Origin of the sequence: Vitreoscilla sp. C1 (assembly GCF_002951955.2) — a bacterium.
Classification (GTDB): domain Bacteria; phylum Pseudomonadota; class Gammaproteobacteria; order Burkholderiales; family Neisseriaceae; genus Vitreoscilla; species Vitreoscilla stercoraria.
Window position 1 is genome coordinate 313,315 of record NZ_CP019644.2, and the last position, 15,529, is coordinate 328,843.

17 protein-coding genes and 1 other annotated feature are annotated in these 15,529 nt (G+C 44.3%); of the genes, 4 read left to right on the top strand and 13 right to left on the bottom strand.

Features of this window, described 5'->3' with window-relative positions:
* Positions 1-11: 11 nt before the first annotated feature.
* From uvrB to ADP71_RS13180, 4 genes are all read right to left on the bottom strand, one after another.
* Positions 12-2,024 (bottom strand): excinuclease ABC subunit UvrB, encoded by a 2,013-nt coding sequence (gene uvrB / locus ADP71_RS01545; protein ID WP_019959506.1) that lies wholly within the window; start codon positions 2,022-2,024, stop codon positions 12-14.
* Positions 2,025-2,113: 89 nt separating this feature from the next.
* Positions 2,114-3,324 (bottom strand): IS3 family transposase gene (locus ADP71_RS01550; protein WP_443089120.1). Its coding sequence is split into 2 segments (ribosomal slippage): positions 2,114-3,045 and positions 3,045-3,324, totalling 1,212 coding nucleotides; the frame shifts between segments, so codons are not numbered across the junction.
* Positions 2,939-3,055 (bottom strand) — a sequence feature (AL1L pseudoknot). Its footprint overlaps the gene before it by 117 nt.
* Complete coding sequence (locus ADP71_RS13175) at positions 3,302-3,964, bottom strand: IS30 family transposase (protein ID WP_443089124.1); 663 nt, start codon at positions 3,962-3,964, stop codon at positions 3,302-3,304. The genes ADP71_RS01550 and ADP71_RS13175 overlap by 23 nt, the downstream gene beginning before the upstream one ends.
* Positions 3,965-4,127: 163 nt before the next feature.
* Positions 4,128-4,493, bottom strand: a complete 366-nt coding sequence (locus tag ADP71_RS13180; RefSeq protein WP_443089121.1) for a transposase — start codon at positions 4,491-4,493, stop codon at positions 4,128-4,130.
* A gap of 254 nt (positions 4,494-4,747) precedes the next feature.
* Between ADP71_RS13180 and ADP71_RS01560 the strand changes: the two genes are divergently transcribed.
* Both ADP71_RS01560 and ADP71_RS01565 read left to right on the top strand, forming a co-directional pair.
* The gene (locus ADP71_RS01560) at positions 4,748-4,957 is read left to right on the top strand and encodes a hypothetical protein (protein ID WP_155970624.1); all 210 of its coding nucleotides are present in this window, start codon (positions 4,748-4,750) and stop codon (positions 4,955-4,957) included.
* A 203-nt stretch (positions 4,958-5,160) separates the two neighbouring features.
* Positions 5,161-5,676 (top strand): hypothetical protein, encoded by a 516-nt coding sequence (locus ADP71_RS01565; protein WP_019959318.1) that lies wholly within the window; start codon positions 5,161-5,163, stop codon positions 5,674-5,676.
* A 51-nt stretch (positions 5,677-5,727) separates the two neighbouring features.
* On the opposite strand, the gene ADP71_RS01570 is transcribed toward ADP71_RS01565, so the two are convergent.
* The 4 genes from ADP71_RS01570 to dut form a co-directional block, all read right to left on the bottom strand.
* Complete coding sequence (locus ADP71_RS01570) at positions 5,728-6,918, bottom strand: MFS transporter (protein WP_019959317.1); 1,191 nt, start codon at positions 6,916-6,918, stop codon at positions 5,728-5,730.
* 115 nt (positions 6,919-7,033) lie between these two features.
* Positions 7,034-8,707 carry an AMP-binding protein gene (locus ADP71_RS01575; RefSeq protein ID WP_104931331.1) on the bottom strand — a complete coding sequence of 558 codons (1,674 nt, stop codon included), beginning with the start codon at positions 8,705-8,707 and terminating at the stop codon, positions 7,034-7,036.
* A 68-nt stretch (positions 8,708-8,775) separates the two neighbouring features.
* Complete coding sequence (gene mnmA / locus ADP71_RS01580; protein WP_040755943.1) at positions 8,776-9,870, bottom strand: tRNA 2-thiouridine(34) synthase MnmA; 1,095 nt, start codon at positions 9,868-9,870, stop codon at positions 8,776-8,778.
* A gap of 73 nt (positions 9,871-9,943) precedes the next feature.
* Positions 9,944-10,399, bottom strand: coding sequence for a dUTP diphosphatase (gene dut / locus ADP71_RS01585; protein WP_019959314.1), 456 nt, complete (start codon positions 10,397-10,399; stop codon positions 9,944-9,946).
* Positions 10,400-10,604: 205 nt separating this feature from the next.
* Here dut and ADP71_RS01590 point away from each other — a divergent pair, with 205 nt between their 5' ends.
* A complete protein-coding gene (locus tag ADP71_RS01590) occupies positions 10,605-11,456 on the top strand; it encodes a DUF2628 domain-containing protein (RefSeq protein ID WP_171460840.1) in 852 nt (283 codons plus the stop codon).
* A 66-nt stretch (positions 11,457-11,522) separates the two neighbouring features.
* Here ADP71_RS01590 and ADP71_RS01595 read toward each other — a convergent pair whose 3' ends face one another.
* The 4 genes from ADP71_RS01595 to ADP71_RS01610 all read right to left on the bottom strand — a co-directional run bounded on the left by ADP71_RS01595 (position 11,523) and on the right by ADP71_RS01610 (position 14,109).
* Complete coding sequence (locus ADP71_RS01595) at positions 11,523-11,915, bottom strand: carboxymuconolactone decarboxylase family protein (RefSeq protein ID WP_104932352.1); 393 nt, start codon at positions 11,913-11,915, stop codon at positions 11,523-11,525.
* Positions 11,916-11,999: 84 nt separating this feature from the next.
* Positions 12,000-12,470 carry a hypothetical protein gene (locus ADP71_RS01600; protein WP_104931334.1) on the bottom strand — a complete coding sequence of 157 codons (471 nt, stop codon included), beginning with the start codon at positions 12,468-12,470 and terminating at the stop codon, positions 12,000-12,002.
* A 74-nt stretch (positions 12,471-12,544) separates the two neighbouring features.
* Positions 12,545-13,738 (bottom strand): bifunctional phosphopantothenoylcysteine decarboxylase/phosphopantothenate--cysteine ligase CoaBC, encoded by a 1,194-nt coding sequence (gene coaBC, locus ADP71_RS01605; RefSeq protein ID WP_104931335.1) that lies wholly within the window; start codon positions 13,736-13,738, stop codon positions 12,545-12,547.
* Positions 13,739-13,740: 2 nt separating this feature from the next.
* Positions 13,741-14,109 carry a general secretion pathway protein GspG gene (locus ADP71_RS01610; protein WP_104931336.1) on the bottom strand — a complete coding sequence of 123 codons (369 nt, stop codon included), beginning with the start codon at positions 14,107-14,109 and terminating at the stop codon, positions 13,741-13,743.
* Between the two features lie 119 nt (positions 14,110-14,228).
* Here ADP71_RS01610 and ADP71_RS01615 point away from each other — a divergent pair, with 119 nt between their 5' ends.
* Entirely contained in the window at positions 14,229-14,669 is a 441-nt protein-coding gene (locus ADP71_RS01615; RefSeq protein ID WP_040755949.1) for a DUF523 domain-containing protein, read from the top strand.
* Positions 14,670-14,673: 4 nt separating this feature from the next.
* Here the strand turns inward: ADP71_RS01615 and ADP71_RS01620 are convergent, their stop codons facing one another.
* Positions 14,674-15,513, bottom strand: a complete 840-nt coding sequence (locus ADP71_RS01620) for a glycosyltransferase (protein WP_104931337.1) — start codon at positions 15,511-15,513, stop codon at positions 14,674-14,676.
* Positions 15,514-15,529 lie beyond the last annotated feature (16 nt).

The window sequence follows — 15,529 nt, forward strand, 5'->3', positions numbered from 1 at the left end:
GAGTGAATGATTTAAGGTGCAGCGCCAAATAGCCAATTTTCTTTTAAAGCTTTGATTTGGTCTCGCAATTCGGTAGCTTCTTCAAATTTCAAATTGCGCGAAGCGGTCACCATCGCTTTTTCCAAACGGGTAATTTCTTTGATCACCGCTTCTTCACTGTTAAAGTGTTGTTCTTTTGCAGCCGATTTTTTGCCACCATCATCATGGTAAACACCATCAATCAAATCGCCGACTTTTTTGACAATTTGTGTCGGTGTAATGCCGTGTTCGGCATTGAACGCGATTTGTTTGGCACGGCGGCGTTCGGTTTCGTCTATCGCCACTTGCATCGAATCGGTGATTTTATCGGCATACAAAATCGCTTTGCCGTTAACATTGCGCGCGGCACGACCTATGGTTTGAATCAAACTTCTGCGGCTGCGCAAAAAGCCTTCTTTGTCCGCATCCAAAATTGCGACCAAAGACACTTCCGGAATGTCCAAGCCTTCCCGCAATAAATTGATGCCAACCAATACATCAAACACGCCCAAACGCAAATCACGAATGATTTCAACGCGCTCAACGGTGTCCAAATCGCTGTGCAAATAACGTGCTTTGATGCCCAAATCGGTGTAGTAATCGGTCAATTGTTCGGCCATGCGTTTGGTCAAAGTCGTGACCAAAACCCGCTCGCCAATGGCGGCGCGTTGCGTGATTTCGCTCATCAAGTCGTCTACTTGCGTGCCAACGGGACGAATTTCTAAAATCGGGTCGAGTAAGCCTGTCGGACGCACCACTTGTTCGACCACTTGGGACGCATTCGCTTCTTCATATTGGGCGGGCGTGGCAGAGACAAAAATGGTTTGCGGCATCAAAGTTTCAAATTCTTCAAACTTTAAGGGACGGTTGTCACGCGCCGAAGGCAGGCGAAAACCATAATCGACCAAGTTTTGTTTGCGCGCCGCGTCGCCTTTGTACATCGCGCCCACTTGCGGGACGGTCACATGCGATTCGTCCATGAATAGCAATGCGTCTTTGGGCAAATAATCGAATAAAGTTGGCGGTGCTGCGCCTTCAGGCCGCCTTGAAAAGTGGCGCGAGTAGTTTTCAATGCCTTTGCAAAAGCCCATTTCATACAGCATTTCCAAATCAAAACGCGTGCGCTGCTCGATGCGTTGCGCTTCAACCAAACGGATTTCATCGTTGTAAAACTGAATGCGTTTGGCCAATTCTTTTTTGATGGTTTCACAGGCTTTCAGGACGGTTGCGTGCGGCGTGACGTAATGGCTAGACGGATACACCGTATAACGCGCCAATTTTTGCTCGATGCGTCCTGTCAACGGATCAAACAATTGCAAAGACTCAATTTCATCGTCAAACAAACTGATGCGCAATGCGCTGTCGGAGTTTTCTGCTGGAAATACATCAATCACATCACCGCGCACGCGAAACGAACTGCGCTCAAAATCCATGTCGCCACGCTCGTATTGCATTGTTACCAAGCGCGCAATGATGTCGCGTTGCTCAAGTTTGCCACCTTCTTTCAGATGCAAAATCATTTGGTGGTATTCCGATGGATCACCAATGCCGTAAATCGCGGAAACTGTCGCCACAATCACCACATCGCGCCGCTCCATCAAGCTTTTGGTGGCGGAGAGGCGCATTTGTTCGATGTGTTCGTTGATGCTGGAATCTTTTTCAATGAACAAATCGCGGCTCGGGACATACGCTTCAGGTTGGTAATAATCGTAATAAGACACGAAATATTCCACTGCATTGTCAGGAAAAAAGCCGCGCATCTCGGCATACAGTTGCGCTGCCAAAGTTTTGTTGTGCGCCATGATGATGGCAGGACGACCCATTTGCGCAATCACATTGGCCATGGTGTAAGTTTTGCCTGAACCTGTGACCCCGAGCAAAGTTTGCATGGATAAGCCGTCCTGTAAACCTTCAATCAAGCCTTGTATGGCTGTGGGTTGGTCGCCTGCAGGGGGAAATGGTTGATGCAAGCTAAAAGGGCTGTCGGGATATTGGATGATGTTCATGGCACAAGTTTTTCTCAATTCAAGCAGGCAAATATGTTGCCTTGTTTGGGTGAACCGACCCGAGTATTTCGGAGACAGTTTATCTTGAGTCATGCCACTTTGGCTGACTCTTCCAATTGGCGATAATACGCCATTTCAAATTCGGCTGGTGGAACATAACCTATCGAGCTTAACAAACGTCGATGATTGAACCAATCCACCCAGTTTAGTGTTGCTAATTCAACATCAATCATCCGCCTCCATAGTTTTTGATGATGGATGACCTCAGTTTTGTACAAACCATTCACCGTTTCAGCCAAAGCATTGTCATACGAATCACCCGTTGTTCCGACCGAAGCCTTCACTTGAGCGGCCTGTAAACGTTCGGTGTAGCGAATGGACAGATATTGGCTGCCTCGGTCACTGTGGTGAATGAGGTGTTTGGGTTTGTTTCTGGCATGCAAAGCCTGTTCCAATGCATCCATCACCAAGTCGGTATCCATCCGTTTTGCCACCTTCCAACCGACAATGCGTCGAGCAAACACATCAATGATGAAGGCCGTATACACAAAGCCTTGATGGGTAGATACATAAGTGAAATCTGCTACCCACAATTGATTTGGCCGACTGGCAGTAAATTGCCGATTTACCAAATCATCGGCCCGTTGCAACTCTGGATCACACACTGTAGTGCGTTTGCCTTTACCCCGCCAAACCCCTTGTATGCTGTGTTTACGCATCAGTCTAGCAACCGTACAGCGGGCAACTTGAACACCTTCACGTTGCAATTGGTGCCAGACTTTGCGGTAACCATAAACCTGCAAGCTGTCTTCCCAAACAGTGTTGATTTGAACCAATAAACATTCATCCGACACGCATCGTTTGGCTCGTAAATCAGGCTGTTTCAATCTTTGTGCATGTCGATAATAAGTGGATGGCGCAATCGGCAATACTCGGCAAATCGACTCGACCCCATACATCACTTTGTACTGATGGATAAAATCCAACAAATCGCCTATTTGCGGTTGAGCTCCGCCTGGGCGAAAAAAGCGGCAGCTTTGCTCAAGATTTCATTGGCGCGTTGCAGCTCTTTATTGTCTCTTTCGAGCTGTTTAATGCGTTGAGCTTGATCAGCCGCTGCCCCATTATCGGCCAGATCAGCTTCAAACTTCTTAATCCAAGTGCGCAGTGTTTCTGGTGTACAGCCAAACTTGCTGGCAATGGACACTGTGGCGGCCCACTGAGTTGGATATTCACTGCGCTGTTCTTGATAAAGGCGAACCGCTCGTTGACGGATTTCAGGTGAGTAAGTATTTTTCATTCGGATATTCTCTCAGAAAGTTAGGTCTCCGAGCAACCTGGGGCGGTTCAACACCTGTTTGAAAGACCTCAAGAGGTGTTTTAAAGCCCAAGATTTTTCTCGGCCTAGTATTAAGTTGCAAAGCAATTTTATCTAATTGTTCTTGTGAATAAAGACCAAGATTTTTACCTTTGGGTAAATATTGTCTTAAAAGCCCATTTGTATTTTCATTTGTGCCTTTTTGCCAAGGACTGCTAGCATCACAGAAATAAACAGACATATTGCATTGAGCAGTTAAAAGATGGTGTTTAGACATTTCATGACCTCTATCCCAAGTCAGTGTTTGCCTGATGGATGAAGGTAATCCAGCTAATTGGTCAATGACAGCCTTTATAACAGATATGGATTTTTTATCAGCCGTTTTACCTAGCAATGTATAACGAGATTTGCGTTCTACCAAAGTCACTATTGCTGAAGCTAATGTGCCAATAATCATATCTCCTTCCCAATGACCAACATACTGTCTGTCTTTAATCTCTTTAGGGCGGTCCCAAATTGACTTTAAATTTGGAATCTGCTGCTTACCAGAGTTGTGATGATTGCGGGCGTGGCGAAACATTCTTTTTCTGCGAAGATGTCTTTTTAGCTTTGGAGGCAGAATGTTTTTTTTTCAGCAGATACAGTGATTTGTATATGGTTTCATAAGAAACATGCATCGATGGATTATGAGGAAACTGTATGAATTTCAGCCAGCCTGCTATTTGTTCGGGAGACCAACAACATGACAGTTTATCAATAACCATCTGTTTTAATAATGAATTGCTTTATAAAATAAAAGATTTTGGCCTTTTTGCTTTCTTTAAAGCCAATTGCTCTGCTAAATAAGCCCTGTATTTATGAGCACCTCCATTACGTGAAACCTCACGCGAAATGGTCGATGGCGATCGATTTAATTGGCGACTTATGGCTCTTAAACTCAGTCCTGCTACCAATGCTCGAGAAATGCATTCGCGCTCTTGCAAGGTTAAATCGGTCGCTTTTCGGCGTCGAATATCAGGTTCAATACCACCATGGTATTCTAGAAATGAGTAAACGGTCGCAGGTGGTTTCATAATGTCTTTGGCAATGAAGGCCATAGGCTTTCCCTGCTTCCATAGAAACCAGATTCGTTTCTTACGTTCATCAGTCATTGCTCCATGTATGGAAACCATAACAATCCTTTTAACATAAAAAGTAGGATTGGTGTTGCGCTGACCGGTTGAATCCGCATGGCATCACATTTGGTAAACCATAAAATTTTATTGTGAATCAATATTATCAACATAATTAATATAATCTATATGTTATCTGTTAATGCTGTTTAAATATATTAAATACAGTAAAATGCTTAGAACATATTAATTAGAGTTTTCAGTGCCATCACTGGAGCAAGGTGAAATAGTGAATGAATGTAATATGGTGTAATGCAATAACAGTGGCTGTGTTAATGGTGATTGTGACGGTGGCTACTGTGAGCTTGGCGACTGACGATGCGCAAACCAATTGGTTTCAGGCCATGACCAATCAATTAATGCCTATGGATGAAGTGTTGCTAGAGATGCCAGAAGAACGCCAAAAGAGAATGATGGCTTTGTATTCAGGCATCATGCATTGAGCGATGGCAGTGTCATTTTAAAAATACCAGCGTCCTGTAAATGTTACAGGACGCTTTGTATTGATGATTGCTGGTCATCATTGGCTGAGTGGATTGTTTGATGTCGATGGGATTTTATTTGCGGCATTTATGGTTATAATCAATCCTTGAGTTTTGTTTTATTTTTCCAAAAATGCCAGCCGTTTTTTTAGAGAGGGATCAGAATGTCTCAAACCGATACACGCACACCATTGAATTTAGACCACGATATCATTGAGCACAATGCCATTGATCATTTGCCGACTGTGGTGGCGCAAGAGGCGCAAGGGCAATCTGATGAAACTACCGATGTCGTGACTGCAAAAACAGTGGCACAGCAAGAAGTGAGTAAGCGTGAACAAGCCCGTTTGCAGCGTGCGGCTTTGCTTGCTGAGCAAGAAAAATTGCAAAAATTATTGGATGAAATTGAAGATGACAGCGATGGCGATATTGCACAATTGAAAGCCCAAGTCCAAGATTTGCGTGACGAATTTGATCGTTGGGTTAAGCCAGATGACCATCATGTGGTGTTTGCCCACATTGGTATTTTTTGTTTGGTGGCATCGTTGGTGTGTTGGTTTGTGGCACCGTGGTTGTCGGGTCAAAGTACTTATTTAGATGGCGCTATTAGCAGTGCTGCGGTGTTGTTGGCGTATGTGGCGGCAGGTTTGTTATTGTTTGTGCAAACGCAAAAACATTGATATATGACTCAAAAAAGCGTCCTGTAAACTGTTACAGGACGCTTTTACATTTTAATGTACCGATGCAGATGTGATTTTTTGCGCTTTTTTGTAGCCCAGTACTAAAATCAATAAGCTCAGCAGACTAAAGGCGACGCCCATCCATGTGACCGACAATAAGCCCAAGCCTGAGCCAATCAAATAGCCACCCAACAAAGGACCAATGGCATTGCCAATATTGAGAGTGCCGTGATTCAAGCAAGAGGCGAATGTGGGTGCGGCAGGTGAGCATTGAATGATGAGCAGTTGCAAAGCAGGCAAAAACACCGTGCAAGCGCCTAAGAGCAAAAAGCCGATATAAAAACCGATGGCAGACAATGCCAACCAATTAAAACACAAGATCACTAAAGCGCAATAAGCAAAGGATGCAAACAAAGTGCGATACATGTTTTTATCTGCCAAAATGCCACCTATGACAAAGCCTAAAGACGTTCCAATACCGCTTACTATGACGACCAAAGGCAATTGTTGTTGGGGTAATTGGGTGATTTCTAGGAAAATTGGCTCTGCATAATCGATGATGGCCATACGACCACAAAAAAGCGTGACGCCCAAAGCTGCCGCCCACCACAACAAGGGATTTTTTAAAATTTCGGCGGTGCTGACATTGGAATGCAAATCAGGCGGAGCAGGTGCCTCGTTGAGTAAGTCGTGTAGCAATACAATCACCAACAAATCCAACAATCCAATGCCGCGTGCAATCAAGCGCCAGTCTTGAAAATGTTCCAAATAAATACTGCTAGGGACGACTAATAATAAAGCCAAACCAATGCCGCTCATTAAAATACCAATGCCAAAACCATGGCGGTGTTTGGGCAGAGTTTGAATCAAAACCATGCTGGCAATGCCAAAAAACATACCATGAGGCATGCCTGCAAATATTCTAACCCAGCGCAATTGTTCCCATGTGGTGACAAATGAGGTGGCAATATTGCCTGCGAAACACCAAAACAACAGTAAGGTGAGCAGACGTTGGTGAGAGAGGTATTTCACCAAAGGCAGTAGCACAGGAATGCCTATCATGACACCAAACGCATAATAACTGGTGACTGTGGACGTGAGAGGTGTTGATGCTTGTAAGTCGTGAGTGATGGTGTGTGAAAGCCAAATAGTAAAAAACTCAGCCATGCCCGCTGAGAAGCTGCCTAAGGTTAATACGATTAAAATGGTCAATTGGCTTTTGGAAAGGGTTTCTTGCGACATACGATGCTCCAAAGTTACCAACCGATGAGCAAAAGCATATTGACTAAGCAAATATGCGAAGAATGCGACAGAGTCATCTATCGCATTCTATCTTTTAAATCGCGGCAGTCAAGATTTAAGCGTCTACTGGCAAATCTTTCAACTCACGACGTAAAATTTTGCCTACATTGGTTTTTGGCAATTCGGTTTTAAAGACGATATCTTTAGGAACTTTATAACCAGTTAAGTTCGCTCGACAATGCTCAATCAACGCTTCGGCAGTTAAATTAGGGTCTTTTTTCACGACAAACAAACGAATGGCTTCACCGCTTTTTTCGCTTGGTACTCCCACGCAAGCGACTTCTAACACACCTGGGTGCATTGCGACCACGTCTTCAATTTCATTTGGATAAACGTTGAAGCCAGAAATGACAATCATGTCTTTTTTGCGATCGACGATTTTCACAAAGCCTTGTTCGTTGACAATCACGATGTCACCTGTCGCCAAAAAGCCATCACTGCCCAAAACTTTTTCGGTTTCTTCAGGTTTGTTCCAATAGCCTTGCATGACTTGGGGACCACGCACAAACAATTCACCCGTTTCACCAAAGCCCAAAGCTTTGCCATCGCCATCGCGCACTTCAATTTCGGTATCCGAAATAGGCAAACCAATATTGCCTGAGTAATTGGTACTGGACAAAGGATTGACGCACACACCCGGACTGGTTTCGGTCAAACCATATGCTTCAATAATCGGTTGTTTGGTGATGGCTTTCCATTTGTCTGCAACGGCTTGTTGTACCGCCATACCGCCGCCCAAGGCGATTTTCAAACGTGAGAAATCCACTTTGGCAAATTCAGGATTGTGTACCAAGGCATTGAACAAAGTATTTACTGCAGTGATGACGCTGACTTTGTAAGTGTCGATTTCTTTGACCAAATTGGGAATGTCACGTGGATTGGTAATCAAGATGTTGTGCGCACCGATTTTGGTGAAAATCATCAAGTTAACCGTTAAACAGAAAATATGATATAGCGGTAAAGCGGTTAAAATGGTTTCACCTTCATGGCTGATTTTGGCTTTAATCCAAGCACCCGCTTGCATCATATTGGCAACAATATTGCCATGGCTTAATACCGCGCCTTTAGACACGCCCGTCGTGCCGCCTGTGTATTGTAAAAAAGCAGTATCGTTTAAGCTTAATTCCACCACTTGAAAACTGTGCGCCTTACCTTGTTCTAAAGCATTGGAAAACGTAATGGCATTGGGAATATGGAACGCAGGCACCATTTTTTTAACTTTGCGTATGACAAAGTTGGTAATCATGCCTTTCAGGCCGCCTAACATTTCGCCTATGTTGGCTAAAATGACATTTTTCACAGGTGTTTGTTTGAGAACTGATGCCAAAGTATTGGCAAAGTTTTCTAAAACGATGATGGTGGTGGCACCGCTGTCTTTGAGCTGATGTTCCAATTCGCGTGGCGTATACAATGGATTGACATTCACCACCACATAACCGGCCTGTAAAATAGCAAATACTGCAATCGGATATTGCAATACATTGGGCATCATGATGGCCACACGTTCACCGCGTGGCAATTTCAAAACGTTTTGCAAATATGAGGCAAATTGATCTACCAATTGCTTGGTTTGACCATAAGTCAAAGTTTTACCCATATTGGTAAAACCTGGGCGAGCGCTGTATTTGGCAGCGCTCTCATTGAATACTGCAGTGATAGAAGAACAAGCAGTGACATTGGCAAATTCAGGCACGCCTTCATCGTATTGCGATAACCAGACTTTTTCCATATTAAGGTTTCTCCTTTGCTGTATTGTTTTGATGGTTTTTACTTATGGTTTTTTCAGTGCATCATTTTTTATGCACGGCTAGTGATGATGCCGCCACCCAAACATACTTCACCATCGTATAACACAGCCGATTGTCCAGGGGTAACTGCCCATTGCGGTTCATCAAATATCAATTCGATGCGCTCATCATCGAGGTAACCCAATTGGCATTTTGCATCTTGCATGCGATAACGGGTTTTACATGCATATTCGCCTTCGCTTGGGCGAGTTGGTAAAGTAAAACTCAAGTCATGCATGACCAAACTGCGGCTTTTTAGTAATGGATGATCATGCCCTTGCACCACAATCAATTCATTTTTAGCCAAATCTTTGTCTGCCACAAACCAAGGCTCACCTGGGCCGCCTATGCCCAAACCTTTGCGTTGACCCAAGGTATAAAACATCAAGCCCAAGTGCTCACCGATGACTTTACCTTCAGGCGTGCGCATTGCACCATTATTGGTCGGCAAGTATTTTTGTAAAAATTCACGAAACGGACGTTCGCCAATAAAACAAATGCCCGTACTGTCTTTCTTGGCCGCGGTAGGCAACGCCACTTCAGCAGCGATACGACGTACTTCAGGTTTTTCCAAATCGCCCAATGGGAAGATGGACTTACTTAATTGGTATTGATTCAAACGGTATAAAAAATAACTTTGGTCTTTGTTACCATCCAAACCTTTGAGCAAGTAATGCACGCCATCAACCACTGATTTGCGGGCATAGTGACCTGTCGCCATCACATCTGCACCATGGGCTAACACATAATCCAAAAAGCTTTTGAATTTGATTTCAGCATTACACAATACGTCGGGATTGGGTGTGCGTCCTGCTTGGTATTCTTGTAAAAAATACGCAAACACACGGTCTTTGTAGTCTGCGGCGAAATTGACGATGTCAATGTCGATGTCCAAAATGTCCGCCACTGCCATCGCGTCCAATGAATCTTGCTTGATGGAACAAAATTCATCGTTGTTGTCGTCCTCCCAGTTTTGCATAAAAACGCCTTTAACGGCATGACCTTGCTGTTTGAGCAAAGCTGCCGTTACGGACGAATCAACGCCTCCTGAAAGGCCGACGATGACGTTAGAATGGGGTGGAAGTTGTTGTGTATGCCAAATCATGTGAGAACTATGCCATAAGTATTAGATTTTTAGTTTAGAAAATTAAACTAACTAATCTATTAAGAAGTGATTTTTATGCGCGGCCTGTAGAACCAAAGCCACCTTCGCCACGCGCGCTGGCAGCGAATTCTTCAACGAGGTTAAATTGTGCTTGTACCACAGGGACAATGATCAATTGTGCAATACGCGCCAAAGGTTCAATGACAAAATCTTCGTTAGAGCGGTTCCACAGCGATACTTTTAATTCGCCTTGGTAATCTGAGTCTATCAAACCGACCAAATTACCCAATACGATGCCATTTTTATGACCCAAACCCGAGCGTGGCAAAATCATGGCGGCTAAATTTGGATTTTCCAAATACATCGCCAAGCCTGTAGGAATCAAAACAGTTTGACCCGCGGCAACGGTTAATGGCGCATCAATGGCAGCACGCAAATCCAAACCTGCTGAACCTTCGGTAGCGTAAGCGGGCAAGTATTCGGTCATTTTAGGGTTAATGATTTTTAATTGTACGTCGGTTGGGCTCATAATAAAGTGTTGCCAAAATAGATAAGAAGACTCTATTTTACGCCAAACTGACACAAACTTCATAACTTGCCGTTGAACGATGCCAAGAGATTGGGTTTAAATATGTAAAATTAACTGAATAAAGTCTATTTTGATAACAATAAATATTTGCTCATGTCATTTTGATGGCTTTTGAGGGAGTGAATGCAGCACTAAAAGGAGAGAAATGGTTAATTTATACCAATTGTTAGGTATTCATATGCAAGCGGATGCGGCACAAATTCAATCAGCATTACAAGCGGCAAGAGTGGCAGGGCAAATCAATCCTCAAGTGTTGAGTAAGGCGGAAGCGTGGTTATTGGATGCGCCAACCAAAATGCGTTATGACGCACAATTGCTGCAATTTCTGCAAACGCAAGCGGCACCAGAACCCATTGAACTTACGCAAGCTGAAAATCATTTGTCACAGCCATCTTCAATCCCAACTCCTGAACCGATTGCTTTGCCTGAAAAATCAGCCCATCAAACTGTTTTTGCCAGTGATGCTTTGCCACAAGAAGCTTTATTGCAGGCTTTGTGGGGGGGTAAGCAAGCGGATTATTACCAAAAGTATTTTGATATTTTAGAGCAAAGTGGCAAAGCGCCTTGGCATTGGGGAGCTTTTTTCGGTGGTGGTTATTGGTTGTGCGCACGTGGCATGTGGCGCAAGGGCTTGCTGGTTTTGATTGTGCCGATAGTCTTGTTTTTTGGTGGTTTAAGCGTGTTAAACATTGTGGCACCTAAATCGTGGTTGCTAGGCGTGTATTTGTTGACTTTTGCGGGAGCTTGGGCTTTGGGACGGTTTTTGTATTTGCCTAGCAATGCCCATGCTTGGTATTACGCTTTTGCCAAGCAGCGCATCGCTCAAATGCGTTTTAAATATCCCAACAAGCCGCAACGGGTGTTAAAAATGTTGTCTGAAACCAACAATATGCTGGCTGCTTGGATATTGTTTGCCGTATTTGGTTTTTTTACGATGATGGCGGTCATCGGCTTGTTGGCAGCAATTTTGTTGCCGTTGTATGCAAAATCATTGTGAAAGATTGAGTATTGATGAAAGCGTCCTGTAAATCTTTACAGGACGCTTGTTTTTTGTAGCGATGTTTTAAGCTTGGGCTGTTGTGTCGATTTGATTCAATACTTCTTGTGCCGCCCGAAACGCTTCTTGCGCAGCAGGCGCGCCGCAATAAGGTAAGCTGTGTAACAAGGTTTCTTGAATTTCGGCAATGCTGCAACCATTATTCAATGCACCGCGAATATGACCTTTGAGTTCAGTGGGACATTTTAAAGCCGTCAGCATGGCGATGGTAATCAATGAACGGGTTTTGCGGTCAAGCGTGTCTTCACGTTGCCAAGTCGAGCCCCAAGCATGCTCATTGATCCAATCTTGTAAAGGCTGCGTCAATTCGGTAGTCTGGCTTTGTGCTTTAGCGACAAATTCAGCACCCATCACTTGCGTACGCACTTTCAAACCATTTTGATAATCTTGCTCTGACATGTTGCCAACCTTGCTTTTGAAATGGATGTTGCTCATTTTAGCGCAATCCATTTTTTAATGCAGATATCATTTAAAATTGAGATTTTAAAAAGATTGCTTGCGCCAGTTTTGGTTTTGAAAATCATATACAAATTGGGTTTTGGGCATAAAAGTGTTCGAATAAGACACTTGTGCTTGCTTGCCATCCAGTTGGTAAGACACGTTTGGCAATGGCGTTGTCGCTTGCCAAGCGTCCTGTAATTGCTTGGGAAAAACTTGATGTTGCTGTTGATACGTTTGTATGGATTGTACCGCTTCATTGGCAACCAAGCGTGCTTGTTGGTGATGGCGACCTTGTATCATGGCAATGCTGGCGATGCTGACAAAACACAGCAACATTTTGATGGCCAAAGTCGGTAGCAGTTGGGGATTGTGGCGGCTTTTCCAAGCGCAAGTACCTATGTAAATCAAGAGCAAAGGCGTGAAAACATAGATGAAAAAACCCATTTGTGGCTGTATCAAAACCAACACGCTTACAGCGCAAAATACCATCAAAGGCAATAAAGAACGCAGCATAAATCAAGACAATACAGGAATAAAATCAATAGAATCAAGCGTCCTGTAATGGTTTACAGGACGCTTGCATGGCTTTATGGCAGCAAATGAGCAATGCGTTGCACAATGGCTTCGGCAACTTGGTCTTTGCCCATATTGGGTAATTTGGTTTCCGCTTCATCGTCCAATAAAGTGACTTGATTGGTCGCCTTGCCCATGGATTCGCTGACCAAATTGGCAACCAACAAAGGCACGCCTTTGCGTTGGCGTTTGGCGCGGGCATGGTTGAGCAAATCGTGGCTTTCTGCGGCAAAACCTACACAAAATGGCGCATCATCAAGTTGGCTGACGCTGGCCAAAATATCAGGGTTTTCAGTCAATTCAATCACAGGCGCCACGCCTGCTTGTTTTTTGATTTTTTCGTTGCTGGCATTTTTGACTTTGTAATCTGCCACCGCCGCCACCGAAATGAACACGTCTTGCTCACGCACGCTTTGGTGCACCGCTTGGTACATCGCATCGGCGCTGACGGCTTGAATGGTATGGGTTAAGCCATTGGGCAAATCGGTTTGAATTTGACCGTAAATCAAAGTCACATTCGCACCTGCGCGGCGACAAGCACGTGCCAACGCCACGCCCATTTGACCGGTCGAAATATTGGTAATGCCGCGCACAGGGTCAATTGCTTCAAATGTCGCGCCCGTGGTAATCATGACGTTCGTGCCAAACAAGGCTTTGCTGAGCCATGCATCGGGCAATAAATCGGCAATTTGCACCGCTTCTAACATGCGTCCGACACCGATTTCACCACAAGCTTGCTCACCTGAGGCTGGTTCTAAAATCGTGACGCCATCGTCTTTTAATTGTTGGATGTTGCGCAAATTGGCAGGATTGAACCACATTTGCACATTCATTGCAGGCGCAATGACCAAAGGACACGTGCGAGCTGCGACCAAATTGCTGATGAGATTGTCAGCAATGCCGTGTGCGACTTTGGCGATGGTGTTGGCTGTGGCAGGGGCGATGAGCATCACATCGGCTTCGCGAGTGAGATTGATATGCGCCATGCCGTTGCCATCGGAAGTGCCGTGGGTGTCGACCAAAACAGGGTTGCCGCTCAAAGCTTGGAACGTATTGGGATGGATGAATTCGGTGGCGCTGCGACTCATTGCTACCGTCACTTCATGACCTGCTTTTTTCAATAAGCGTACCAATTCACAGCATTTGTACGCCGCAATGCCGCCTGTAACGGCCAAAAGAATGTGTTTTTGTGTGCTCATCATGTGCATTATCAGTGTTTGTGGTTGCAACCGTCATGATGGCAGTGTTCGCCATGTTCATGCTCATGTGAATGGGCATCTGAATCCAAGACCACATCGTCCCAAGCTTCATCATCACCTTCAAAATCTTCCACCACATCAAAGTCACCATTGGTCAACATGTCTACCAATTCGCTCAATGTGGCCACGCCTTCCACTTGAAAGCTCACTTCGTCGTCAGTAGCATCTTCATGAATAATGGTGGCCACTTGCTCATGCCACGCCACCCAATAACCGTTTTCAGTGCGTATGAATTGCGCGTGTTCTGAAATAATATCGTCTGTGCCTTGGGTCAAGCGGGCAATGACTTCTTGTTTGGTCGCAATGCGGTTAAGTGACATAGTGGGCCTTTCTGATGCGAAAAAAATCTCAATGCGGCATGTTACACGGTTTGTTTGGGCAAGAAAACCAAGCTTGAGCCATGATAGTATTTGCCAATCAATCAACATTAGGTGAAATCATGGGTGTATCTGAAACTGTCGGCATCAGTGCTTGTTTGTGTGGACAAAGTGTACGTTACGATGGCAAACACTGTTTGATGGACAATGCGCCTTCCACCGACCAACGCTTCATGATTTGTCCTGAAGTGATGGGCGGATTGTCCACGCCCAGAGCGGCAGCGGAAATTGTCGGTGGAGATGGATGGGATGTGTGGCAAGGGCATGCCAAAGTGATAACGAGAGATGGCAGCGATGTCACACAAGCGTTTAAACAAGGGGCATTATTGGCTTTACAAAGTTTACAGGACGCTCAAATCAAAACGGTATGGCTTAAAAGCAAAAGCCCATCTTGTGGCAGTGGGCAAATTTATGATGGCAGTTTCCAAGGCGTTCTGAAACAAGGTGATGGCGTGACCACTGCCTTATTGCGCCAACATGGTATTGCAGTGGTCAGTGTGTGAGGCTTTATTGGAGACCAAAGTGTTTTAAAGCTTTTTGCATCCATTCACGGTAAAAATAATACAAAAAGTCGTTGGTTTGGGTGATTTGATATTCTTTGGTAAACCAAGGTTTGGGTTGGTAGGTGTAATGCAAAATATGCACATCGGTAAAACCAAAAAATCCCAAACGGATATAATCCGTCAATTTTTTGGCAAACACATTGCACGTTTGCGGTAGGTGTAATTCTGGTGTCTGCTGCCAATGCGACCACAATTGACGCAAAATTTCTTGGTCAAAGCCTTCCATGGTTTGCATCAAATGCAAGCAGGCTTGGTAATCTTGTATATTGGGTTGGAAGACAAATAAGCCTGAATTGAAATTTTTAAAATAATCATATTGCGCTTGGTTGTAGTCTGGTGTGTGAATCGGATTTTGAATCAAACCCAAATCCATAGCAGCGCTACCGTGTGGACAATCAAATAAAAATTCAATGTTTTTCAATACCAACATATCGGCATCAACATAAACCAATTTGTCATATTCAGTCAGGGTAAATACACTGAGTTTGTCGGCAGTGTTTATCATTTGTTGTGGCCAACCATACGACAACATATTCAGATTGTTTTTATCGCTATATTGTAATTTAGGCGCTTGGTAACATTTCAATTGTGCTTGTTGTAATACCAATAGCGTATTTTCAGACAGCTGATCGTTAATCATGACAATCAATTCATGCGTATTGCCATGTTGTTTTAAACTGTAAGCCAAGGTCAAAACGCCTGCCAAATACTGATCATCAGACAGCAAGGTCACATAAGCACGTTTTGGGGATAACGCATTGGGTTGAATGTCGGTGGTGAGCATGGATAGGGGTGGCTTT

Excerpts from the sequence above, each read along its gene's own strand:
- dut (WP_019959314.1), bottom strand. The coding sequence starts at position 10,399 with ATGAGCCCAACCGACGTACAATTAAAAATCATTAACCCTAAAATGACC.
- coaBC (WP_104931335.1), bottom strand. The coding sequence starts at position 13,738 with ATGCACATGATGAGCACACAAAAACACATTCTTTTGGCCGTTACAGGC.
- ADP71_RS01600 (WP_104931334.1), bottom strand. The coding sequence starts at position 12,470 with ATGCTGCGTTCTTTATTGCCTTTGATGGTATTTTGCGCTGTAAGCGTG.
- uvrB (WP_019959506.1), bottom strand. The coding sequence starts at position 2,024 with ATGAACATCATCCAATATCCCGACAGCCCTTTTAGCTTGCATCAACCA.
- ADP71_RS01610 (WP_104931336.1), bottom strand. The coding sequence starts at position 14,109 with ATGTCACTTAACCGCATTGCGACCAAACAAGAAGTCATTGCCCGCTTG.
- mnmA (WP_040755943.1), bottom strand. The coding sequence starts at position 9,870 with ATGATTTGGCATACACAACAACTTCCACCCCATTCTAACGTCATCGTC.
- ADP71_RS01595 (WP_104932352.1), bottom strand. The coding sequence starts at position 11,915 with ATGTCAGAGCAAGATTATCAAAATGGTTTGAAAGTGCGTACGCAAGTG.
- ADP71_RS01560 (WP_155970624.1), top strand. The coding sequence starts at position 4,748 with ATGAATGTAATATGGTGTAATGCAATAACAGTGGCTGTGTTAATGGTG.
- ADP71_RS01565 (WP_019959318.1), top strand. The coding sequence starts at position 5,161 with ATGTCTCAAACCGATACACGCACACCATTGAATTTAGACCACGATATC.
- ADP71_RS01620 (WP_104931337.1), bottom strand. The coding sequence starts at position 15,513 with ATGCTCACCACCGACATTCAACCCAATGCGTTATCCCCAAAACGTGCT.
- ADP71_RS13180 (WP_443089121.1), bottom strand. The coding sequence starts at position 4,493 with ATGACTGATGAACGTAAGAAACGAATCTGGTTTCTATGGAAGCAGGGA.
- ADP71_RS01575 (WP_104931331.1), bottom strand. The coding sequence starts at position 8,707 with ATGGAAAAAGTCTGGTTATCGCAATACGATGAAGGCGTGCCTGAATTT.
- ADP71_RS01615 (WP_040755949.1), top strand. The coding sequence starts at position 14,229 with ATGGGTGTATCTGAAACTGTCGGCATCAGTGCTTGTTTGTGTGGACAA.
- ADP71_RS01570 (WP_019959317.1), bottom strand. The coding sequence starts at position 6,918 with ATGTCGCAAGAAACCCTTTCCAAAAGCCAATTGACCATTTTAATCGTA.
- ADP71_RS01590 (WP_171460840.1), top strand. The coding sequence starts at position 10,605 with ATGGTTAATTTATACCAATTGTTAGGTATTCATATGCAAGCGGATGCG.